General features: G+C 67.6%; 17 protein-coding genes and 1 tRNA gene. 1 reads left to right on the top strand and 17 read right to left on the bottom strand.

The features are described 5' to 3' along the window. Positions 1-148: 148 nt before the first annotated feature. From tuf to ACH4D3_RS16030, 5 genes are all read right to left on the bottom strand, one after another. Positions 149-1,342: an elongation factor Tu gene (gene tuf / locus ACH4D3_RS16050; protein ID WP_159329772.1), complete on the bottom strand. Its 1,194-nt coding sequence runs from the start codon at positions 1,340-1,342 to the stop codon at positions 149-151. Between the two features lie 173 nt (positions 1,343-1,515). After that, positions 1,516-3,642, bottom strand: coding sequence for an elongation factor G (gene fusA / locus ACH4D3_RS16045; protein ID WP_398322180.1), 2,127 nt, complete (start codon positions 3,640-3,642; stop codon positions 1,516-1,518). A gap of 39 nt (positions 3,643-3,681) precedes the next feature. Beyond that, positions 3,682-4,152, bottom strand: coding sequence for a 30S ribosomal protein S7 (gene rpsG / locus ACH4D3_RS16040; RefSeq protein WP_003974303.1), 471 nt, complete (start codon positions 4,150-4,152; stop codon positions 3,682-3,684). Positions 4,153-4,154: 2 nt separating this feature from the next. Further along, the gene (gene rpsL / locus ACH4D3_RS16035; RefSeq protein ID WP_003948652.1) at positions 4,155-4,526 is read right to left on the bottom strand and encodes a 30S ribosomal protein S12; all 372 of its coding nucleotides are present in this window, start codon (positions 4,524-4,526) and stop codon (positions 4,155-4,157) included. A 288-nt stretch (positions 4,527-4,814) separates the two neighbouring features. Further along, positions 4,815-5,852: a glycosyltransferase family 2 protein gene (locus ACH4D3_RS16030; protein ID WP_398322177.1), complete on the bottom strand. Its 1,038-nt coding sequence runs from the start codon at positions 5,850-5,852 to the stop codon at positions 4,815-4,817. Positions 5,853-5,952: 100 nt separating this feature from the next. Between ACH4D3_RS16030 and ACH4D3_RS16025 the strand changes: the two genes are divergently transcribed. After that, a complete protein-coding gene (locus ACH4D3_RS16025) occupies positions 5,953-7,248 on the top strand; it encodes a hypothetical protein (RefSeq protein WP_398322175.1) in 1,296 nt (431 codons plus the stop codon). Between the two features lie 16 nt (positions 7,249-7,264). Here the strand turns inward: ACH4D3_RS16025 and ACH4D3_RS16020 are convergent, their stop codons facing one another. The 12 genes from ACH4D3_RS16020 to ACH4D3_RS15965 all read right to left on the bottom strand — a co-directional run bounded on the left by ACH4D3_RS16020 (position 7,265) and on the right by ACH4D3_RS15965 (position 22,329). Next, on the bottom strand, positions 7,265-7,834 hold the full coding sequence (locus ACH4D3_RS16020; RefSeq protein WP_398322173.1) for a hypothetical protein: 570 nt from the start codon (positions 7,832-7,834) through the stop codon (positions 7,265-7,267). Between the two features lie 120 nt (positions 7,835-7,954). After that, entirely contained in the window at positions 7,955-11,854 is a 3,900-nt protein-coding gene (locus tag ACH4D3_RS16015) for a DNA-directed RNA polymerase subunit beta' (protein ID WP_271154286.1), read from the bottom strand. A 97-nt stretch (positions 11,855-11,951) separates the two neighbouring features. Then, positions 11,952-15,437 carry a DNA-directed RNA polymerase subunit beta gene (gene rpoB, locus ACH4D3_RS16010; RefSeq protein ID WP_398322171.1) on the bottom strand — a complete coding sequence of 1,162 codons (3,486 nt, stop codon included), beginning with the start codon at positions 15,435-15,437 and terminating at the stop codon, positions 11,952-11,954. 589 nt (positions 15,438-16,026) lie between these two features. Further along, positions 16,027-16,410: a 50S ribosomal protein L7/L12 gene (gene rplL, locus ACH4D3_RS16005; RefSeq protein ID WP_003974310.1), complete on the bottom strand. Its 384-nt coding sequence runs from the start codon at positions 16,408-16,410 to the stop codon at positions 16,027-16,029. A gap of 117 nt (positions 16,411-16,527) precedes the next feature. Next, the gene (gene rplJ, locus ACH4D3_RS16000; RefSeq protein ID WP_003974311.1) at positions 16,528-17,058 is read right to left on the bottom strand and encodes a 50S ribosomal protein L10; all 531 of its coding nucleotides are present in this window, start codon (positions 17,056-17,058) and stop codon (positions 16,528-16,530) included. Between the two features lie 293 nt (positions 17,059-17,351). Continuing rightward, complete coding sequence (locus tag ACH4D3_RS15995) at positions 17,352-18,209, bottom strand: DUF1396 domain-containing protein (RefSeq protein WP_398322168.1); 858 nt, start codon at positions 18,207-18,209, stop codon at positions 17,352-17,354. A 148-nt stretch (positions 18,210-18,357) separates the two neighbouring features. After that, positions 18,358-19,251, bottom strand: a complete 894-nt coding sequence (locus tag ACH4D3_RS15990; protein ID WP_398322165.1) for a hypothetical protein — start codon at positions 19,249-19,251, stop codon at positions 18,358-18,360. Between the two features lie 172 nt (positions 19,252-19,423). After that, a complete protein-coding gene (rplA, locus tag ACH4D3_RS15985; protein ID WP_003974314.1) occupies positions 19,424-20,149 on the bottom strand; it encodes a 50S ribosomal protein L1 in 726 nt (241 codons plus the stop codon). A gap of 82 nt (positions 20,150-20,231) precedes the next feature. Then, on the bottom strand, positions 20,232-20,666 hold the full coding sequence (gene rplK, locus ACH4D3_RS15980) for a 50S ribosomal protein L11 (RefSeq protein WP_003974315.1): 435 nt from the start codon (positions 20,664-20,666) through the stop codon (positions 20,232-20,234). A gap of 207 nt (positions 20,667-20,873) precedes the next feature. Further along, the gene (gene nusG, locus ACH4D3_RS15975) at positions 20,874-21,779 is read right to left on the bottom strand and encodes a transcription termination/antitermination protein NusG (RefSeq protein WP_398322161.1); all 906 of its coding nucleotides are present in this window, start codon (positions 21,777-21,779) and stop codon (positions 20,874-20,876) included. Between the two features lie 80 nt (positions 21,780-21,859). After that, a complete protein-coding gene (secE, locus tag ACH4D3_RS15970; RefSeq protein WP_007443916.1) occupies positions 21,860-22,147 on the bottom strand; it encodes a preprotein translocase subunit SecE in 288 nt (95 codons plus the stop codon). Between the two features lie 109 nt (positions 22,148-22,256). Then, a tRNA-Trp gene (locus ACH4D3_RS15965) sits at positions 22,257-22,329 on the bottom strand. Positions 22,330-22,497 lie beyond the last annotated feature (168 nt).

The raw sequence follows: 22,497 nt of genomic DNA, 5'->3' as shown, positions 1-22,497 counted from the left end.
GGCCACCGTCCGAGAGACGGCCGAGAGACGGCCGAGAGGAGGCCGGTCCGGGCCCGCACATGACGAAAGGGCCCGTACGACCGAAGTCGTACGGGCCCTTTCAGGCATCAGCCCAGGTCAGGTCGGGCCGACCGACAAGCAGCGGAGCTTACTTGTTGATCTTGGTGACCTGGCCGGCGCCCACGGTCCGGCCACCCTCGCGGATGGCGAACTTCAGGCCCTCTTCCATGGCGACGGGCTGGATGAGCTCCACCTTCATCTCGGTGTTGTCACCCGGCATGACCATCTCGGTGCCCTCGGGGAGGGTCACGACGCCGGTCACGTCCGTCGTACGGAAGTAGAACTGCGGACGGTAGTTGTTGAAGAAGGGGGTGTGACGGCCACCCTCGTCCTTCGACAGGATGTAGGCCTGGGCCTCGAACTCGGTGTGCGGGGTGACCGAGCCCGGCTTGATGATGACCTGGCCGCGCTCGACGTCCTCGCGCTTGATGCCGCGAAGCAGCAGACCGACGTTCTCACCGGCCTGGCCCTCGTCGAGGAGCTTCCGGAACATCTCGATGCCGGTGACCGTGGTGGTGGTCTTCTCCTGCTTGATGCCGATGATGTCGACGGTCTCGTTGACCTTGAGGACACCACGCTCGATGCGGCCGGTGACGACCGTACCGCGACCGGTGATGGTGAAGACGTCCTCGATCGGCATCAGGAACGGCTTGTCGACGTCGCGCTCGGGCTCCGGGATGGCCTCGTCCACGGCCTTCATGAGCTCGAGGACCGAGTTGCCCCACTCCTTGTCGCCCTCGAGGGCCTTCAGAGCGGAGACCTTGACGACCGGAACGTCGTCGCCCGGGAACTCGTACTCGGAGAGGAGCTCACGCACCTCGAGCTCGACGAGCTCCAGGATCTCCTCGTCGTCCACCATGTCGGCCTTGTTCAGGGCGACGACGATGTACGGAACGCCGACCTGGCGGGCCAGGAGCACGTGCTCCTTGGTCTGCGGCATCGGGCCGTCGGTGGCGGCGACCACGAGGATGGCGCCGTCCATCTGCGCGGCACCCGTGATCATGTTCTTGATGTAGTCCGCGTGACCGGGGCAGTCGACGTGGGCGTAGTGACGCGCCTCGGTCTGGTACTCGACGTGCGCGATCGAGATGGTGATACCGCGCTGGCGCTCTTCGGGAGCCTTGTCGATCTGGTCGAACGCCGACGCCTCGTTGATGTCCGGGTACGCGTCGTGCAGCACCTTGGTAATGGCGGCCGTGAGGGTCGTCTTACCGTGGTCGATGTGACCGATGGTGCCGATGTTGACGTGCGGCTTAGTCCGCTCGAACTTCGCCTTCGCCACTGGGGTCCTCCTGTGGAGTGGTTCTGTACGCCTTACTCATCGGCGCCAGGTGATCTTTGCTGGAAAGCCCGGGTGCCGGGGGCATTCCGCCGGGTTCGCGGCGGAATGCCCCATGCAGGCTCCGGGGTCAAGCCTAAAGCGTGAGAACGGGGTCCGTTAAACGGAGTAGCCCGTTACTCGCCCTTGGCCTTCGCGATGATCTCCTCGGCGACGTTCCGGGGAACCTCGGCGTAGGAGTCGAACTGCATCGAGTAGCTTGCGCGACCCGACGTCTTGCTGCGGAGGTCTCCGACGTAGCCGAACATCTCCGACAGCGGCACGAGGCCCTTCACGACGCGGGCACCCATCCGCTCCTCCATGGCCTGGATCTGGCCACGGCGGGAGTTGATGTCACCGATGACGTCGCCCATGTAGTCCTCGGGCGTGGTGACCTCGACGGCCATCATCGGCTCGAGGAGCACGGGCGAAGCCTTGCGCGCGGCCTCCTTGAAGGCCTGCGAACCGGCGATCTTGAAGGCGAGCTCGGAGGAGTCGACCTCGTGGTAGCCACCGTCGATGAGCGTGACGCGGACGCCCGTCATCTCGTAGCCGGCCAGGATGCCGAACTGCATGGCCTCCTGCGCACCGGCGTCCACCGAAGGGATGTACTCCTTCGGGATGCGGCCACCGGTCACCTTGTTCACGAACTCGTACGAGGCGTCGCCGCCCTCGATCGGCTCGATCGCGATCTGCACCTTGGCGAACTGACCGGTACCACCGGTCTGCTTCTTGTGGGTGTAGTCCACGCGCTCGACGGTCTTGCGGATCGTCTCGCGGTAGGCGACCTGGGGCTTGCCGACGTTGGCCTCGACCTTGAACTCACGGCGCATGCGGTCGACCAGCACCTCGAGGTGCAGCTCGCCCATACCACCGATGATGGTCTGGCCGGTCTCCTCGTTGGTGTGGACCTGGAAGGAGGGGTCCTCCTCGGCCAGGCGCTGGATCGCGACGCCGAGCTTCTCCTGGTCGCCCTTCGACTTGGGCTCGATGGCGACCTGGATGACCGGCGCCGGGAAGTCCATGGACTCCAGGATGACCGGGCTCTTGTCGTCGGACAGCGTCTCACCGGTGGTGGTCTGCTTCAGGCCCATGACGGCGACGATGTCACCGGCGCCCACCGACTCGATCTCCTCGCGCTTGTTGGCGTGCATGCGGTAGATCTTGCCGATGCGCTCCTTGCGGCCCTTGACGGAGTTCAGCACCGCGGTGCCGGACACCAGGCGGCCGGAGTACACCCGGACGAAGGTGAGCTTGCCGAGGTGCGGGTCGCTCATGATCTTGAAGGCGAGCGCGGCGAGCGGCTCGTCCTCCGACGGCTTGCGCTTGACGACGACCTCGGGGTCCTTGACGTCGTGGCCCTCGATGGCCTCGACGTCGAGCGGGGTCGGCAGGTAGCGCACGACCGCGTCGAGCAGGGGCTGGACGCCCTTGTTCTTGAACGCGGTGCCGCAGAACACCGGGGTGACCGTGGTGTCGCTGGACTTGCCAGACGCGATGGTGATGCGACGGATGGCCGCGTACAGCTGCTCCTCGGTGGGCTCCTGGCCCTCCAGGAACAGCTCCATGACCTCTTCGTCGTTCTCCGCGACGGCCTCGACCAGCTTGCCGCGCCACTCCTCGGCGGCCTCGGTGTGCGTGGCCGGGATGTCGACGGTGTCGTACATCTCGCCCTTGGCCGCGTCGGCGGACCACACGAGCGCCTTCATGCGGACCAGGTCCACGACGCCCTGGAAGTCGGCCTCGGCGCCGATCGGGAGCTGCATGACCAGCGGCTGGGCGCCCAGGCGGTCCGAGATCATGTCCACGCAGCGGTGGAACTCGGCGCCGGTACGGTCCAGCTTGTTCACGAAGCAGATGCGGGGCACGCCGTAACGGTCGGCCTGACGCCACACCGTCTCGGACTGCGGCTCGACACCGGCGACACCGTCGAACACGGTCACGGCACCGTCGAGCACACGCAGGGAACGCTCCACCTCGACGGTGAAGTCGACGTGCCCCGGGGTGTCGATGATGTTGATCGTGTAGTCGTTGTCCTCGAGCGGCCAGTGACAGGTGGTCGCAGCAGACGTGATCGTGATGCCACGCTCCTGCTCCTGCTCCATCCAGTCCATCGTGGCGGCGCCGTCGTGGACCTCACCGATCTTGTACGAGACGCCGGTGTAGAACAGGATCCGCTCGGTGGTGGTCGTCTTGCCCGCGTCGATGTGGGCCATGATCCCGATGTTGCGGACCTTGGCCAGGTCAAGTGAAGTGGTAGCCATAAGGCTTCAGTCTTCTCTCGGTCTCGATGTGGGTAGCGACTACCAGCGGTAGTGCGCGAAGGCCTTGTTGGACTCGGCCATCTTGTGCGTGTCCTCGCGCTTCTTCACAGCGGCACCCAGGCCGTTGGAGGCGTCGAGGAGCTCGTTGAGCAGACGCTCGGTCATGGTCTTCTCGCGACGGGCGCGGGAGTAACCGACCAGCCAGCGCAGGGCGAGCGTGTTCGCACGGCCCGGCTTGACCTCGATCGGGACCTGGTAGGTCGCACCACCGACACGGCGGGACTTGACCTCGAGGGTCGGCTTGATGTTCTCGAGAGCGCGCTTCAGCGTGATGACCGGGTCGTTGCCGGTCTTCTCGCGCAGGCCCTCCATGGCGCCGTAGACGATGCGCTCGGCGGTGGAGCGCTTGCCGTTCAGCAGCACCTTGTTGATCAGGGAGGTCACCAGAGGAGAACCGTAGACCGGGTCGATGATGACCGGGCGCTTCGGGGCGGGGCCCTTACGAGGCATTCTTACTTCTCCTTCTTGGCGCCGTAGCGGCTGCGGGCCTGCTTGCGGTTCTTCACACCCTGGGTGTCAAGCGAACCGCGGATGATCTTGTAGCGAACACCCGGCAGGTCCTTCACACGGCCGCCGCGCACGAGCACGATGGAGTGCTCCTGCAGGTTGTGCCCCTCACCCGGAATGTAAGCGGTGACCTCGATCCCACTGGTCAGACGCACACGCGCGACCTTACGCAGGGCCGAGTTCGGCTTCTTCGGGGTGGTCGTGAACACACGCGTGCAGACGCCACGGCGCTGGGGCGAACCCTCGAGTGCGGGCGTCTTGTTCTTCTCGACCTTGTCCTGCCGGCCCTTCCGGACCAGCTGCTGGATCGTAGGCACTACTTCTCCGGTTTCTGTGTGCCGAATGGTGAAGCTAACCTGGAACGTCACCGACCCACGCGGTCGGGTGTGTCGAAGCCGCGAACTCCGGCCGCGAGGCGGAAGGAGACGCGAAATGCGGTGGCCACGCACGGCCCCGGTGCGGCTGTAGACACGCACGAGGGCCAGGGCACACCCCAGGCACAAGGTCTGAGCGTACCTAGCGCATTCGCTGCGGTCAAAACAAATGGGCGACACCGGCGTCCCCGCCCGGTTCATCCCGCTTCGCCCTGATCAACAGGGGCCGCCTCAGGCCCGCGGCAGTGGGACGCTCGGCGCGTCGTGGCCCGCGTCGGCGGGTGCTTCGTGGTCCGCGTCGGCGGGTGCGGGTGCCGCCGTGTCGTGGCGGACGAAATAGGTCGGCCGGTTCTGCACCGCCGTGTATATGCGCCCGACATACTCGCCGAGCAGGCCGACACAGACCAGCTGTACGGCGCCGATGAAGACGATGCCGGTGAACAGCGAGGTCCAGCCGGGCACCGTGCGCCCCAGGGCGAACGCGGTCAGCGTGTAGACCAGCAGCCCCAGGCAGACCACGAAGGCGCCGGCGCCCAGCCAGGTGGCGATGCGCAGCGGGGCCGCGGAGAAGCCGGTGACGCTGTCCACCGCCAGCCGGATCATCCGGCCCAGCGGGTACTTCGTGCGGCCCGCCGTGCGCGGCGCGCGCTCGTACGTCACCTGCCCGCTCGGGAAGCCCAGCCAGGGCACCAGCAGCCGGTACACCCGCTGCTGGTCGGGCAGGGCCTTGAGGGCGTCCACGGCGGCCCGGCTGAGCAGCCGGAAGTCGCCCGCCTGGGCCGGTACCGAGGGGCCCGCCAGGCGCCGCATCAGCCGGTAGTACACCCCCGCCGACCACCGCTTGAACCCGGAGTCGCTGCTGCGGTCGGCGCGCACGCCGTAGACGATGTCGAGGCCCTCCGCGCGGGCCAGCGCCAGCATGTCGGGGATCTTCTCCGGCGGGTCCTGGAGGTCGGCGTCCAGGCTGACCACGTAGGCGCCGCGGGCCCGGTCGAGGCCCGCCGTGAGGGCCGCCTGGTGGCCGGAGTTGCGCCGCAGCGCGACCACGCGCAGTTCCGGCCAGCCCAGCCGGAAGGCGTCCAGCAGCTCCGCCGTGCGGTCGCCGCTGCCGTCGTCGACGGCGACGACCTCGTGCGGGACGCCCAGCTCCGTGAGGACCGGACGGAGCCTGGTGACCAGCGCGGGCAGGACGTCTTCCTCGTTGAACATCGGAATGACGACCGACAGCACGAGGGGTCCGTGCTGCTCTGCGTCCCGTCCCTCGGGCACCGCGCCTCCCTCCTCATGACCTTGAGTACAGATGTGCGACTCTTGTGCGATCTTATGGCAGCAATTGACGGTTGAGGGTGGCCCGAGGGGGATGACAGCCATGGACACGGCTGCCGACGACACGGTGACGGACGGGCCGGACGGTACCGGCGAACGGCCGGCCGGCGGCGAGGGGGCGGCACGCTCCTGGCGGAGCCGGCTCCCCGCCCTCCCGCCCGGCGCCCGGCCCTACCTCGCCCCGCTGGCGCTGTACGGCATCACGAAACTCGTCGGCCTCGGGGTCTTCGCCTCCCTCCTCACCCACGCCGGTGACTTCCGGGGGAAGAACCCGCGCTTCGGCGGCGGCGCCCACTGGTGGGACGTACTGGCCACCTGGGACGGCTGGTGGTACCTCCAGGTCGCCGAGCACGGCTACAGCCCTTCCCTGGTGCGGCTCGGCGGCGACGGCCTGTTCACGGTCCAGCAGAACTCAGTCGCGTTCTTCCCGCTCTACCCGGCGCTCATCCGCATGGTCTCGGAGTCCACCGGCCTCGGCCTGTACGGCTCCGGCATCCTGGTCTCCGTCGTCTCCTCCTTCATCGCGGCGGCGGGGATCTACGCCGTGATCTCGCTGCTCGCGGGAGCGCGGGCGGGCACCGTCGCGGCCGGACTGTGGGCGGTGGCGCCGGGCGCGGGCGTCGAGTGGGCGGTGTACTCCGAGTCCCTGTTCGTCGCCATCGCCGCCTGGACCTGCTACGCCGTGATGAAGGGCCGCTGGGTGACGGCGGGCCTGCTCGCCTTCACGGCCGGCCTGAACCGGCCCACGTCCGCCGTCCTCATAGGCGCCGTGGGCCTGGCCGCCCTGGTCACGCTGGCCCGCCCCGCCTCCCGGTGCGAGCACGGCGTACGCGGCCCCGTGTACGCGATGCTCGTCGCGCCGCTCGGCCTGCTCTCCTACATCGCCTGGGTCGGCTGGAGCACCGGCGAGGCCACGGCCTACTTCACCCTCCAGCGCGAGGGCTGGGCGCACTTCTTCGACTACGGCGCCTACACCTGGGACGTGCTGCGCAACCTCGCGGTGGGCCGCGGCGACTACCCCTTCGCCTTCTCCACCCCGGACCTGCTCTCCCTACAGCTGGTCCTGGCGCTGCCCTTCCTCATCGCCCTGATGCTGCGCAAGAGGCCCCCGCTGGTCCTGGTCGCCTACACCCTGGCGACGATCGTCACGGTCCTGGGCACCCAGCAGATGTTCGGCAACACCATGCGCTACCTGCTCCCCGCCTTCCCCCTCCTCCTGGCCCCGGCCGCGGCCCTGAGCCGCCTGAAACTGCCGACCCTGGCGGTCTTCTTCACCACGGCCGCGATCGCCTCCGGCTGGTACGCCCACTACGTCATCTTCGAACTGGGCGTGCCGTAGGGAAGCCGCTGGGCGGTCAGACCAGCACCGCCCCACCGGCACAGCCGAGCACCGCGCTCGTCAGGCTCAGCGCGAGAAGGACGCTGCGGGCGCCCTCCTGCGCGGGCCCAGACGCCGGCACCGGACCACCGCGGTCCAGCCGCACCGCCCGCAGCAGCAGCGCGGCACCCCACCTGCCGAACAGCCAACGCCCGTACAGCGCACCGAGCAGACCGCCGAGCAGCACTCCTACGACCGCCATGACGATCCGGCTCCGGGAATCGTCGGCGAAGAACACGGCGGACCACAGGAAGCGGACCCCGAGGACCGCGCCCAGCACGAAGGGCACGGCGGCGGCCGGCATGGGTCCTCGGACCCCCTCCCGCCACAGGTGGGCGAGCAGCGCCAGCGCGGCGAGCGCCGCCACCCACGGCCCCGCCAGCCCGTACCCGGTGCCCTCCGGGCACGGCACGCCGACCCGCGGCCCGCAGTTCGAGGCCCGCCCGGCGAAGTCCCACAGGAACGCGGCGAAGCTGCTCGCCCCACCCCAGATGAGCAGGTTGAGGACGAGGACCGCGATTCCGGCGGCCGGCAGATTGTTCGGCACCTCTCTTTTGTCAGGCACATTCCCCCCAGGCTGCTTCGCACTCTGGCGACAGGGCACGGCACGCCGAAGGGCGGCCACCCGCTCGGGGTGACCGCCCTTCGGTCGTATCAAGCTGCCCGCTTACTGGTTGTACGGACCGTAGTCGTAGTCCTCCAGCGGAACGGCCTGGCCGGAGCCCGTGCCGAACGGCGAGTAGTCGATGTCGTCGTAGCCGACGGCCGAGTACATCGCGGCCTTGGCCTCCTCGGTCGGCTCCACCCGGATGTTGCGGTAGCGGGACAGACCCGTACCGGCCGGGATGAGCTTACCGATGATGACGTTCTCCTTGAGGCCGATGAGGCTGTCGGACTTGGCGTTGATCGCCGCGTCCGTCAGGACTCGGGTCGTCTCCTGGAAGGAGGCGGCCGACAGCCAGGATTCCGTCGCCAGCGAGGCCTTGGTGATACCCATCAGCTGCGGACGACCGGAGGCCGGGTGACCGCCCTCCTGGACCACACGACGGTTCTCGGTCTCGAACTTCGTCCGCTCGACCAGCTCGCCGGGCAGCAGCTCGGCGTCGCCGGACTCGATGATCGTCACGCGGCGCAGCATCTGCCGGATGATGATCTCGATGTGCTTGTCGTGGATCGACACGCCCTGCGAGTTGTAGACCTTCTGGACCTCGCCGACCAGGTGGACCTGGACGGCACGCTGACCCAGGATGCGCAGCACGTCGTGCGGGTTGGTGGCACCCACGGTGAGCTTCTGGCCCACCTCGACGTGGTCGCCCTCGCCCACCAGCAGACGGGCACGCTTCGAGATCGGGAACGCCGTCTCGTCGCTGCCGTCGTCGGGGGTGACGACGAGCTTCTTGGTCTTCTCGGTCTCCTCGATCCGGACGCGGCCGGAGGCCTCGGAGATCGGGGCGACACCCTTCGGGGTACGGGCCTCGAAGAGCTCGACGACACGCGGCAGACCCTGCGTGATGTCGTCACCGGCCACACCACCGGTGTGGAAGGTACGCATCGTCAGCTGGGTGCCGGGCTCACCGATGGACTGGGCGGCGATGATGCCGACCGCCTCACCGATGTCGACCAGCTTGCCGGTGGCCAGCGAGCGGCCGTAGCACATGGCGCACGTGCCGACCTGCGACTCACAGGTCAGGATCGAGCGGGTCTTGACCTCCTCGACGCCGTGGGCGACCAGGGCGTCGATCAGGACGTCACCGAGGTCGACGTTGGCCGGCGCGATCACCTTGCCGTCGATGACGACGTCCTCGGCGAGCATGCGGGCGTACACGCTGGTCTCGACGTCCTCGGCCTTGCGCAGCGTGCCGTCCGCGTCGCGCGTGGCGATCGGCAGCTTGAGGCCGCGCTCGGTGCCGCAGTCCTCCTCGCGAATGATGACGTCCTGGGAGACGTCGACCAGACGACGCGTGAGGTAACCCGAGTCGGCGGTCCGCAGCGCGGTGTCCGCCAGACCCTTACGGGCACCGTGCGTGGAGATGAAGTACTCCAGCACGGACAGGCCCTCACGGAAGGAGGCCTTGATGGGACGCGGGATCGTCTCGTTCTTCGCGTTCGACACCAGACCACGCATACCGGCGATCTGACGCATCTGCATCATGTTGCCTCGTGCACCCGAGTTCACCATCATGAAGATCGGGTTGGTCTTCGGGAAGTTGTCGTTCATCGCCTCGGCGACCTCGTTGGTCGCCTTGGTCCAGATCGCGATGAGCTCCTGCGTGCGCTCGTCCTTGGTGATCAGACCGCGCTCGTACTGCTTCTGGACCTTCTCGTCCTGCGCCTCGTAACCCTTGACGATCTCCTTCTTCGCCTCGGGAACGACGACGTCGGAGATGGCCACGGTGACGCCGGAACGGGTCGCCCAGAAGAAGCCGGCCGCCTTCAGGTTGTCGAGCGTCGCCGCCACGATGACCTTGGGGTAGCGCTCGGCGAGGTCGTTGACGATCTCGGAGAGCTGCTTCTTGCCGACCTCGTAGTCGACGAACGGGTAGTCCTCGGGCAGCAGCTCGTTGAAGAGCGCGCGGCCCAGCGTGGTGCGCAGGGTGAAGGTGTCGCCCTGCTGCCACTCCGGCTCGCCCTCCTCGCGGGCCGGGGGCTCCCAGCCGCGGGGCGGGATGGTGCCCACCGGGAAGCGGATGTCGACCTTCGACTGGAGCGACAGGTCGCCCGCGTCGAACGCCATGATCGCCTCGGCGGCGGACCCGAAGGCACGGTTCTCACCCTTGAGGTCCCGGCCCTCGCCGTCGGTGGTGAGGAAGAACAGACCGAGGACCATGTCCTGGGTCGGCATCGTCACCGGACGGCCGTCGGCCGGCTTGAGGATGTTGTTCGAGGACAGCATCAGGATGCGGGCCTCGGCCTGCGCCTCCGCGGACAGCGGCAGGTGCACGGCCATCTGGTCACCGTCGAAGTCCGCGTTGAACGCGGTGCAGACGAGCGGGTGGATCTGGATGGCCTTGCCCTCGACCAGCTGCGGCTCGAAGGCCTGGATGCCGAGGCGGTGCAGGGTGGGAGCGCGGTTCAGCAGAACCGGGTGCTCCGCGATGACCTCTTCCAGCACGTCGTACACGACCGTGCGGCCGCGCTCGACCATGCGCTTGGCGCTCTTGATGTTCTGCGCGTGGTTCAGGTCGACCAGGCGCTTCATCACGAACGGCTTGAAGAGCTCCAGCGCCATGGCCTTGGGCAGACCGCACTGGTGCAGCTTCAGCTGCGGGCCGACGACGATGACGGAACGCGCCGAGTAGTCGACTCGCTTGCCGAGCAGGTTCTGACGGAAGCGGCCCTGCTTGCCCTTGAGCATGTCGGACAGCGACTTCAGCGGACGGTTGCCGGGGCCCGTCACCGGGCGGCCGCGACGGCCGTTGTCGAAGAGTGCGTCCACGGCCTCCTGGAGCATGCGCTTCTCGTTGTTCACGATGATCTCGGGCGCGCCGAGGTCGAGAAGCCGCTTCAGGCGGTTGTTGCGGTTGATCACGCGGCGGTACAGGTCGTTCAGGTCGGAGGTCGCGAAGCGGCCACCGTCCAGCTGCACCATCGGACGCAGGTCCGGCGGGATGACCGGCACGCAGTCCAGCACCATGCCCTTGGGGCTGTTGCTGGTCTGCAGGAACGCGGAGACGACCTTGAGGCGCTTGAGCGCACGGGTCTTCTTCTGGCCCTTGCCGGTGCGGATGATCTCGCGGAGGCGCTCGGCCTCCTCGTCGAGGTCGAAGGACTCCAGGCGCTTCTGCAGCGCGGCGGCGCCCATCGAGCCGTCGAAGTAGGTGCCGAAGCGGTCGCGCAGCTCGCGGTAGAGCAGCTCGTCGCCCTCCAGGTCCTGGACCTTGAGGTTCTTGAACCGGTTCCACACCTCGTCGAGGCGGTCGATCTCGCGCTGCGCACGGTCGCGCAGCTGCTTCATCTCGCGCTCGGCACCCTCGCGCACCTTGCGGCGCACGTCGGCCTTGGCTCCCTCGGCCTCCAGCTCGGCCAGGTCGGTCTCGAGCTTCTTGGCGCGGGCCTCCAGGTCGGAGTCGCGGCGCTGCTCGATCTGCTGGCGCTCGACGGAGACGTGCGCCTCCAGCGAGGGCAGGTCGCGCGTGCGGCGCTCCTCGTCCACGAAGGTGATCATGTACGCGGCGAAGTAGATGACCTTCTCGAGGTCCTTCGGCGCCAGGTCCAGCAGGTAGCCCAGGCGCGACGGGACGCCCTTGAAGTACCAGATGTGGGTGACGGGGGCGGCCAGCTCGATGTGGCCCATCCGCTCACGGCGCACCTTGGCGCGAGTGACCTCGACGCCGCAGCGCTCACAGATGATGCCCTTGAAGCGGACGCGCTTGTACTTGCCGCAGTAGCACTCCCAGTCCCGGGTCGGACCGAAGATCTTCTCGCAGAAGAGTCCGTCCTTTTCGGGCTTGAGGGTGCGGTAGTTGATGGTCTCGGGCTTCTTGACCTCGCCGTGGCTCCACTGACGGATGTCGTCAGCGGTGGCCAGACCGATCCGGAGCTCGTCGAAGAAGTTGACGTCGAGCACTATGCGTCAATCCCTCTCAGGGTTGTAAGTCTGTGGTCTGAAACGGGGGTCGCGGGATCGGCGGGGCCTGTGGATGACAGGCCCCGCCTGACTCCCGTCAGACCTCTTCGACGCTGCTCGGCTCGCGCCGGGACAGGTCGATGCCGAGCTCCTCCGCTGCGCGGAAGACGTCCTCGTCGGTGTCACGCATCTCGATGGACATGCCGTCCGAGGACAGCACCTCCACGTTGAGGCACAGGGACTGCATCTCCTTGATGAGCACCTTGAAGGACTCGGGGATGCCGGGCTCAGGGATGTTCTCGCCCTTGACGATGGCCTCGTAGACCTTCACGCGGCCGGTCACGTCGTCGGACTTGATGGTCAGCAGCTCCTGGAGGGCGTACGCGGCGCCGTACGCCTCCAGCGCCCACACCTCCATCTCACCGAAGCGCTGGCCACCGAACTGGGCCTTACCACCCAGCGGCTGCTGGGTGATCATCGAGTACGGGCCGGTCGACCGGGCGTGCAGCTTGTCGTCGACCAGGTGGTGGAGCTTGAGGATGTACATGTAGCCGACCGAGATCGGCTCCGGGAACGGCTCACCGCTGCGGCCGTCGAACAGCCGCGCCTTGCCGGACGGGAGCACCATGCGCTCGCCGTCCCGGTTCGGGATGGTGTGCTGGAGCAGGCCGGCCAGCTCGTCCTCGCGCGCACCGTCGAAGACCGGGGTGGCGACGTTGGTGCCGGGCTCGACCTTGTCGGCGCCGATCACCTGGAGGCGCTGCGCCCACTCCTCCGCGAGGCCGGAGACGTCCCAGCCGCGGCTGGCGAGCCAGCCGAGGTGGATCTCCAGGACCTGTCCCGGGTTCATTCGGGACGGGACACCCAGCGGGTTCAGGATGATGTCGACGGGCGTGCCGTCCTCCAGGAACGGCATGTCCTCGATCGGGTTGATCTTGGAGATGACGCCCTTGTTGCCGTGCCGGCCGGCGAGCTTGTCACCGTCGGTGATCTTGCGCTTCTGCGCCACGTACACGCGCACCAGCTGGTTCACACCGGGGGGAAGCTCGTCGCCCTCCTCGCGGTCGAAGACGCGGACGCCGATGACCTTGCCGATCTCGCCGTGCGGGACCTTCAGCGAGGTGTCGCGGACCTCACGGGCCTTCTCACCGAAGATCGCGCGGAGCAGGCGCTCCTCCGGCGTCAGCTCGGTCTCGCCCTTGGGCGTGACCTTGCCGACGAGGATGTCGCCGGCGACGACCTCGGCACCGATGCGGATGATGCCGCGCTCGTCGAGGTCGGCGAGGACCTCCTCGGAGACGTTCGGGATGTCCCGGGTGATCTCCTCGGGGCCGAGCTTGGTGTCACGGGCGTCGACCTCGTGCTCCTCGATGTGGATCGAGGAGAGGACGTCGTCCTGCACGAGGCGCTGCGACAGGATGATCGCGTCCTCGTAGTTGTGACCCTCCCACGGCATGAACGCGACCAGCAGGTTCTTGCCGAGCGCCATCTCGCCGTTCTCGGTGGCCGGACCGTCGGCCAGGACCTGGCCCTCGATGATCCGGTCGCCCTCGGCGACGATGACCTTCTGGTTGACCGAGGTGCCCTGGTTGGACCGGGAGAACTTGGCCAGGCGGTACGTGATGTACGTGCCGTCGTCGTTGGTCGTGGTGATGTAGTCCGCGGAGACCTCCTGGACCACACCCGCCTTCTCGGCCTTGACCACGTCGCCGGCGTCGGCGGCGGAGCGGTACTCCATGCCGGTGCCGACGAGCGGGGACTCGCTCTTGATGAGCGGCACGGCCTGACGCATCATGTTCGCGCCCATGAGGGCACGGTTGGCGTCGTCGTGCTCCAGGAACGGGATCATCGCGGTCGCGACCGACACCATCTGGCGCGGCGAGACGTCCATGTAGTCGACGTCGTCACCGGGGACGTAGTCGACCTCTCCGCCACGGCGGCGGACCAGGACGCGGGCCTCGGAGAAGCGCATGTCGTCGTTGAGCGTGGCGTTGGCCTGCGCGATGACGAAGCGGTCCTCCTCGTCGGCGGTCAGGTAGTCCACGTCGTCCGTGACCTGGCCGTCGACGACCTTGCGGTACGGCGTCTCGATGAAGCCGAAGGGGTTGATCCGGCCGTACGAGGCGAGCGAGCCGATCAGACCGATGTTCGGGCCTTCGGGCGTCTCGATCGGGCACATGCGGCCGTAGTGCGACGGGTGCACGTCGCGGACCTCGAAGCCGGCCCGCTCACGGGAGAGACCACCCGGGCCGAGGGCGTTCAGACGACGCTTGTGCGTCAGCCCCGACAGCGGGTTGTTCTGGTCCATGAACTGGGACAGCTGGCTGGTGCCGAAGAACTCCTTGATGGAGGCGACGACCGGCCGGATGTTGATCAGGGTCTGCGGCGTGATCGCCTCGACGTCCTGGGTGGTCATGCGCTCGCGCACGACGCGCTCCATACGGGCGAGACCCGTACGGACCTGGTTCTGGATCAGCTCGCCGACGTTGCGGATGCGGCGGTTGCCGAAGTGGTCGATGTCGTCGGTCTCGACGACGATCTCCCGGCCCGACTCGCCGACCGTCTCGGTCTCACCGGCGTGCAGCTTCACCAGGTACTTGATGGTGGCGATGACGTCGTCGGTGGTGAGCACGCCGGCGTCCAGCGGCTCGTCCGCGCCGAGCTTCTTGTTCACCTTGTAGCGGCCGACCTTGGCGAGGTCGTAGCGCTTCGGGTTGAAGTAGAGGTTCTCGAGCAGCGTCTGCGCGGCCTCACGCGTGGGGGGCTCGCCCGGACGCAGCTTGCGGTAGATGTCGAGCAGCGCGTCGTCCTGGCCCTGGGTGTGGTCCTTCTCCAGGGTGGCGCGCATGGACTCGTACTCGCCGAACTCCTCGAGGATCTGCTCGGTCGTCCAACCGAGAGCCTTGAGCAGGACGGTCACGGACTGCTTGCGCTTGCGGTCGATGCGCACACCGACCATGTCGCGCTTGTCGATCTCCATCTCCAGCCAGGCACCCCGGGACGGGATGATCTTGGCGGAGAAGATGTCCTTGTCGGACGTCTTGTCGATGGAGGAGTCGAAGTAGACACCCGGCGAACGGACCAGCTGCGACACGACGACACGCTCGGTGCCGTTGATGACGAAGGTGCCCTTGTTGGTCATGAGCGGGAAGTCGCCCATGAAGACCGTCTGGGACTTGATCTCGCCGGTCTCGTTGTTGGTGAACTCGGCGGTGACGAAGAGCGGGGCCGCGTACGTGAAGTCGCGGTCCTTGCACTCGTCGATGCTGTTCTTCGGGGGCTCGAAACGGTGGTCGCGGAACGTCAGCGACATCGACCCGGAGAAGTCCTCGATCGGGGAGATCTCCTCGAAGATCTCCTCCAGACCGGACTTGGTGGGGACGTCCTGACCGGACTCCAGAGCCGACTCGACGCGAGCCTTCCAGGCGTCGTTGCCGAGCAGCCAGTCGAAGCTCTCGGTTTGCAGCGCGAGAAGGTTCGGAACCTCGAGGGGCTCCTTGATCTTTGCAAAGGAGATGCGCAGCGGGGCGGTGCTGGCAGCGTTGTTCGTATTCGCGGTCGAGGCATTGCGCGAGGCGGCCAAGAGGGGGTCCTTCCGAGGGCTCGGACTCACTACGCGCGTACCGGCCCCTCTTCCGTGCACGGAGACAGGGGGTGCCTGATGTGGCTAAAGAGCCAGGTCAGGCATGCTCTGGTCGTCAGTGCTCGGGCGAGGGCAGACCCCTGGTGACGGGCAGGGGGCAGCTAACAGGCAGCGCAAAGGGTCAGTGTAGCCACTTGGCACACTGATGTCCAGTGCGGTTCTCGGGGACCGTGTTCGCTCCTCGTTGTTCTCACCACCTGTGCGGCAAGGCCTCGCCCTCAACGCACCCAGATACTGCCCTCTTCGCCGTCGATCCATGCCTCGGATTCGGATCCTTGTGACGACGCCCTGAGAATTGCGCGCTGCGTGCGGTTCGTCAAGGCCCCCCTTGCCCAAACCGGTTGCCGCCAGGGGGCTCTCAGGGCCCCGGCGACGGCACGACGAAGATCACCCTACTCTTCACCGTCACACGTGCAAGGCGACCGCCGCCTGACCCCGGATACGCCGAAGAGCGACCACCCGGATGGATGATCGCTCTTCGGTGCTACGGCGTTACAGACCCTGACGGATCCGTGGTGCCGGTGCGGTCTTACTTGACCTCGACGGAGGCGCCGGCGCCCTTGAGGGACTCGGCGGCCTTCTCGGCGGCGTCCTTGGCGACCTTCTCGAGGACGGGCTTCGGGGCGCCGTCCACGAGGTCCTTGGCCTCCTTCAGACCCAGCGAGGTCAGCTCGCGCACGACCTTGATGACCTGGATCTTCTTGTCGCCGGCACCCGTGAGGATGACGTCGAACTCGTCCTGCTCGGCAGCGGCCTCGACCGGGGCGCCCGGGGCGGCGGGGCCGGCCACGGCGACCGCGGCGGCGGCGGTGACGTCGAACTTCTCCTCGAAGGCCTTCACGAACTCGGAGAGCTCGATGAGGGTCATCTCCTCGAACTGGGCGAGCAGGTCGTCCTGGCTGAGCTTCGCCATGATGGCGGTCCTTCCACTAATTCGGCAGGTGCCGGATGTACGGGGTGTGGCGGGCGTACGTCGGCCCGCTGCGATCCGCGCCGCGCTCAGGCGGCCCGGACCAGAAAGCGAGCCGAGTTACTCGGCACCGCCCTGCTCGTCCTGCTTGGCACGGAGCGCGTCCACGGTGCGGACGAGCTTCGAGGGAAGCGCCTGGAAGAGCTGAGCAGTCTGGGACTGCTTGCCCTTGAAGGCACCCGCCAGCTTGGAGAGCAGAACCTCGCGGGACTCGAGGTCCGCAAGCTTCTTGATCTCGTCGGCGGACATCGCCTTGCCGTCAAGGACACCGCCCTTGATGACGAGATTCGGGTTGTCCTTGGCGAAGTCGCGCAGACCCTTCGCCGACTCCACCGGGTCACCGGTGACGAAGGCGACGGCCGTCGGACCAGCGAAGAGCTGGTCGTCGAGCGTGATCCCGGCCTCGTTGGCCGCAATCTTGGTCAGCGTGTTCTTCACCACGGCGTACTGGGCGTTCTCACCGAGCGACCGGCGCAGCGTCTTGAGCTGCGCCACGGTGAGACCGCGGTACTCGGTCAGCACGGCGGCGTTGGAGCTGCGGAACTTGTCCGTCAGCTCGGCAACCGCGGCAGCCTTTTCGGGCGTCGCCATAGAGCCTCGGCCTCCTTCCGGGTGATTCGGACCGCGCGGACCCGAAGGAGGACTGGGGAAAACGAAACGCCCCGGCGCAGGCGCACGGGGCGTGGCTCGACCGTTCGTCATCCGCACGGGGCGGGGACTTCCGGGAGCTCATCCACAGTCACCTGCGCGGGTCGTCCGCAGTTCAGCGGATCCTTCGGCCACCGTGTCCTCTTTCGAACACACGGCAACGACCAGCGGTCTTTGGCTTCTGTGGAAGCGTACGTGAACGGGGCAGTGTCAAGCAAATCCGCCCCCGCGGCGCCTCAGCCCTGCTGGCTCTCCTTCATCATCTCGGCCAGGTCGGCGACCTCCCCGGCCGGCGGGGCGGTGACCTTCACGGGCTCGTTGATGCCGAGGAAGGTGATGGTCATGTCCATCGGGCCCTTGTCGGCGTCGCCGCGCATGCGGAACTGCTTGGTCTGGTCGTCGCCGTCGACCCACATGTCCATCGTGAGCTTGTCGAGGCCCATCTTCTCGTACTGCTCAAGGCTCTTCTGGCGCTTGTCCCGGGTGGCCTTGTCCTCGTCCCCGAGGGACTTCTCCAGGTCGGCGAGGGTGACCGTGCCCTTGTAGTGGGTGGTCTTCACGCCCTCGACGGTCTCGGTGCCGACCTTCTCGACGTCCTTGGCCCCGGTGAGGAAGGTGGACTCGGTCGCCGGGTTCTTGTTGGCCTGGGAGGCGCCGCCCAGCTGGTTCAGCTCGTCGCCGGCGCCCATCGCGGCCAGGTCGAACTTGATCCAGCTCTTGCCGTCCATCTCCTTGGCCGCCTCGGGGCCGCCGCCGATGTACATGGCCTTGTCGACGAGCCGGATCTCCGCGGTTCCCTCGGCCCCCTGGTCGAGCGCCGTCATCTTCATGCTCATCGCGAGCGTCGGCTTGATCTGCATCTCGGCCTCGGCCTTGACCCGGCCCTCCTCGGGGACCTTGCCGGTCATGCGGTAGTGGAGGGAGTTGATCTCCTCCGTGTTCTTCGCCGCCTTGGCGACGGCGGCCGCGGGCGTCATCGCCGGGGACTCGGAGGCCTTGTCCTCCTTGGCACAGCCCACCGCTCCGGCGGCGAGCAGCAGCGCGGCGAGTCCGGCGCCCACGGGCACGCGTACGGAAGTCGCGGAAGTCTTCATCGATATCCCCCCACGGGATTCAAGGTGCGCACTGGAGCATGAAGGGCACAGGAGGCGCACCGCCGCTCCACAGCATTCGTTTGTGACAAGGACGTGAGCGTATCCGAATCGGTTCGAACGATCTTGTGATTTCTCCGCCGGACGGGCTTCAGCTCCCCTGTGACGCCAGCAGTTCCTTGAAGTCCGCCGTGTCCGCGGCCGGCGGACGTTCGGCCCGGACCCCGACGCCGTAGTCGCTGTAGTACGCGGTCTGGGTCAGCTCCCCGGTCTCCGTACGGCCGCGCTCGACCTTCTTGACCAGCAGGTTCCGGTCGTCGACCCAGATGTCGACGGTCTGGGCGGTGGCCCCGCCCATCGTGCCGGACCAGTGCGTGGTGCGCCGTCCGCGCGTCGTCTCCTCGCCCACCCTGCGCACGTCCTCGGCCGTCAGCAGGAGCTTCACGGCCTGGTGGGGGGTGGTGTTGCGCATCTGGTCGGCGAATCCGGCGCCCGCGCCGCCGCCGAGGTCCTCCAGATCCTCGTACACGTACTTGATCCAGTGCCGGCCGCCCACCCGCTCGGCGAACTCGTCGCCCATCCTGGCGTAGTAGGCGTCGGGCAGGTACCGGGCCTCCATCGCCGTGGTGCCGAGGCGGCGCATGGTCTCGGCGGTCGTGCCGCCCGTGTAGGTGATCGTCAGGGTGCCGGTGAGGCCGTCGTCCCAGCCGAGGGCGCCCGCGGCCTCCAGGGACAGCTCGCGGCCCATCACGGTCGTGGACTCCACCCGCGCCGAACCCGCCCGTCCGGTGGCCCGCTCGACCGCCCGCAGGGCGTCCGCCGAGGGTCCGGTGAGGGCCGGGGCGCGGGAGGACGCCGGGGCGGAGGCGGACGGCGGGACCGAGCCGGTCGAGCCGGTGGAGCCGGTGGGGCTGGTGGTGCCGGTGGGGCTGGTGGAGCCGCTGGAGTCGTCGGATCCTCCGGGGCCGGTGCATGCGGTGACACACGCCAGCGCGGCCCACACCGCGACCGAGACGACCGTACGGCGTGCCGTCGTGCCCGTCATCCGCCCACCCCTTGCGCCCCGTACGGCCCCCGCGCCCCATGCTCGGTCCGTTGCCCGCACGCTAACCCAGGGCGCCGGAAAAGGGGACGGGCCAAAAGGGACGGGTCAAAAGGGACGGGCCCCGCACCTCGGAAGGTGCGGGGCCCGTGAACCGGTGGGGCGAGCTGCTCGCTCAGACCGCGGCCGGGTCCTCCTCGACGAGGAGGTTGCGGGTGCGGTTGGAGTCGAGCGGGATGCCCGGGCCCATCGTGGTGCTGAGGGCGGCCTTCTTGATGTAGCGGCCCTTGGCGGCGGACGGCTTCAGACGGAGGATCTCCTCCAGCGCCGCGCCGTAGTTCTCCACCAGCTTGGTGTCGTCGAACGACGTCTTGCCGATGATGAAGTGCAGGTTCGAGTGCTTGTCGACGCGGAACTCGATCTTGCCGCCCTTGATGTCGTTGACAGCCTTGGCGACGTCCGGGGTCACGGTGCCGGTCTTGGGGTTCGGCATGAGACCACGGGGACCGAGCACGCGGCCGAGGCGGCCGACCTTGCCCATGAGGTCCGGGGTGGCGACGACGGCGTCGAAGTCCAGACGGCCCTTCGACACCTCGTCGATCAGTTCGTCGGAGCCGACGATGTCGGCGCCCGCGGCGGTCGCGGCCTCGGCACGGTCACCGGTCGCGAAGACCAGGACCCGGGCGGTCTTACCGGTGCCGTGCGGGAGGTTCACGGTGCCACGGACCATCTGGTCGGCCTTGCGCGGGTCGACACCCAGGCGGAAGGCAACCTCGACGGTGCCGTCGAACTTGCTCGTGGAGGTCTCCTTGGCGAGACGGACGGCCTCGAGCGGGGCGTAGAGCTTGTCCCGGTCGATCTTGGCGTCCGCAGCGCGGAGAGACTTGCTGCGCTTGCTCACTACTGCTCCTGGTGGCTTCTGAGGAGTCGTGGTGCGGGCCGAGCAGGCCCTGCCACTACTGCTGTGGTTACGGGGGTGGAGGTCAGCCCTCGACCGTGACGCCCATGGAACGGGCGGTACCGGCGATGATCTTCTCCGCCTGGTCCAGGTCGTTGGCGTTGAGGTCGGGCATCTTGGTGGTGGCGATCTCACGGACCTGGTCACGCGTGATCTTCGCGACCTTGGTCTTGTGCGGCTCGCCGGAGCCCTTCTCCACGCCCGCGGCCTTGAGGATCATCTTGGCGGCCGGCGGCGTCTTGGTGATGAAGGTGAAGGAGCGGTCCTCGTAGACCGTGATCTCCACCGGGATGACCCAGCCGCGCTGCGACTCGGTCGCGGCGTTGTAGGCCTTGCAGAACTCCATGATGTTGACGCCGTGCTGACCCAGCGCGGGGCCGACCGGCGGAGCCGGGTTCGCGGCACCGGCCTGGATCTGGAGCTTGATGAGCCCCGTGACCTTCTTCTTCTTGGGAGGCATAGCTCTCCGGGTCCTTTCGATTCGGGTCCTGCCCGCGTTCGGGAGCTACCCGGACACAGGCATACCGCACAACGATAACGGGTATAGATGCGCGGCCAAAAACCGAGCAGGTCAGACGCCGCGCGAGCGGGCGCCTGACCTGGTCGGAAGCAGTACGTCCAGAGGTCCAGAGGTCCAAAGGAGTGCGGACGGAGTACCGGTGGGGTACTAGTTCTTCTGGATCTGGTCGAAGCTCAGCTCGACCGGGGTCTCGCGGCCGAAGATCTCGACGAGGCCCTTGACCTTCTTCGAGTCGGCGTTGATCTCGTTGATCGTGGCCTGGAGGGTGGCGAAGGGGCCGTCGGTGACGGTGACCGAGTCGCCGACCTCGAAGTCCAGCACCTGGACCTCGACCTTGCGCTGCGGCGCCGGCTTGCCCTCGGCCTCGGCGGCCTCGCGGGCGGCCTTCTCCTCGGCCTCCGGGGCGAGCATCTTGACGATCTCGTCCAGCGTCAGCGGGTACGGGTCGTAGGCGTTGCCGACGAAGCCGGTGACGCCGGGGGTGTTGCGGACGACGCCCCAGGACTCGTTGGTGAGGTCCATGCGCACCAGGACGTAACCGGGGAGCTTGTTCTGCCGGATCGTCTTGCGGTCGCCGTTCTTGATCTGGACGACCTCTTCCTGCGGCACCTCGGCCTGGAAGATGTAGTCCTCGACGTTGAGCGAGACGGCGCGCTGCTCGAGGTTGGTCTTCACGCGGTTCTCGTAACCGGCGTAGGTGTGGATGACGTACCACTCGCCGGGGAGGACGCGCAGCTCCTGGCGGAGCTTCTCGATCGGGTCGAGCTCGGGCTCCTCGGCCTCGGGGGCCTCGGGCTCCTCCTCGGACTCCTCGGCTTCCGCCGCGTCGGCGTCGGCGTTGGCTTCGGCTTCGGCCTCGGTGGCCTCTGCTTCGGTGGCCTCGGCGGTCTCGTCCGCCGCGTCCTCGTCCGTCTCCGCGACGACCGTGTCGTCGGCAGCCTCGGCCTCGGCGGAGGCCTCGGTGTCCTCGTTGTCGGCGCCCTCGACGGTGCCGAGCTCGTCCTCGACGGACTCGACCGGCTCGATGGCGTCGTTCACGTTCGGGTCAGACACTGTGGCTGCTTCTTCCTGGATACATAGGGGTGGAACACGCGAAAGGGGCGCCGGGTACCTCGGCGCCCTTCGCTCTCGACTCAGCCGAAGACGTACTTGGCGGCGTGAGAGAAGCCATAGTCAATCAGAGTCACCAGGCCGATCATGATGACCACGAAGATGATCACCACGGTGGTGTACGTCGTCAGCTGGTTGCGGCTGGGCCAGACGACCTTGCGCAGCTCCGCGACGATCTGGCGGTAGAAGAGCGCGAGCCGCTTCAGCGGGCCCTTCTTGCCTCGCTTGCCGCCCTTGCGGGACTTCTTCTTGGAGTCCGGCGCCTCGTCCTGGGCATCAGGCATGTCGATGGAGCCCACGGCGTCCGTCACTCGTCCTCACCTGATTCCGGGTCGTGGCCGTGCCGCGCCCGGTTGGAGCCGCACGGCGGTGCATTGCTGTACGTACATGCGCACACAATCCTGGCGATGGTGTGTCTAGCAGGGCCGGAGGGACTTGAACCCCCAACCGCTGGTTTTGGAGACCAGTGCTCTACCAATTGAGCTACGACCCTTTGTTCGTCCCCCAACGTACCGCATTCGCCCGGATGCTTGGTGTACACCGAGTGATCGCGGACCGCTGAAGGCCAACGAGGTGAGAGTGTACGTGCTCACGGGCCGGGCGTCGAACAGAAAGCGTGTCCGGACTGATGTTCAGGCCGGGGACCGGACTGGCGTTCAGG

Origin of the sequence: Streptomyces sp. NPDC018026 (genome assembly GCF_044327745.1) — a bacterium.
GTDB lineage: Bacteria > Actinomycetota > Actinomycetes > Streptomycetales > Streptomycetaceae > Streptomyces > Streptomyces rubrogriseus.
This window is presented reverse-complemented; position numbering and strand designations above follow the sequence as displayed.

What these genes read in the sequence shown, in the direction of transcription:
- ACH4D3_RS15990 (WP_398322165.1), bottom strand. Translation starts at nt 19,251, where the DNA reads ATGACGGGCACGACGGCACGCCGTACGGTCGTCTCGGTCGCGGTGTGG.
- ACH4D3_RS15995 (WP_398322168.1), bottom strand. Translation starts at nt 18,209, where the DNA reads ATGAAGACTTCCGCGACTTCCGTACGCGTGCCCGTGGGCGCCGGACTC.
- rplJ (WP_003974311.1), bottom strand. Translation starts at nt 17,058, where the DNA reads ATGGCGACGCCCGAAAAGGCTGCCGCGGTTGCCGAGCTGACGGACAAG.
- rplL (WP_003974310.1), bottom strand. Translation starts at nt 16,410, where the DNA reads ATGGCGAAGCTCAGCCAGGACGACCTGCTCGCCCAGTTCGAGGAGATG.
- rpsG (WP_003974303.1), bottom strand. Translation starts at nt 4,152, where the DNA reads ATGCCTCGTAAGGGCCCCGCCCCGAAGCGCCCGGTCATCATCGACCCG.
- ACH4D3_RS16025 (WP_398322175.1), top strand. Translation starts at nt 5,953, where the DNA reads ATGGACACGGCTGCCGACGACACGGTGACGGACGGGCCGGACGGTACC.
- fusA (WP_398322180.1), bottom strand. Translation starts at nt 3,642, where the DNA reads ATGGCTACCACTTCACTTGACCTGGCCAAGGTCCGCAACATCGGGATC.
- rplK (WP_003974315.1), bottom strand. Translation starts at nt 20,666, where the DNA reads ATGCCTCCCAAGAAGAAGAAGGTCACGGGGCTCATCAAGCTCCAGATC.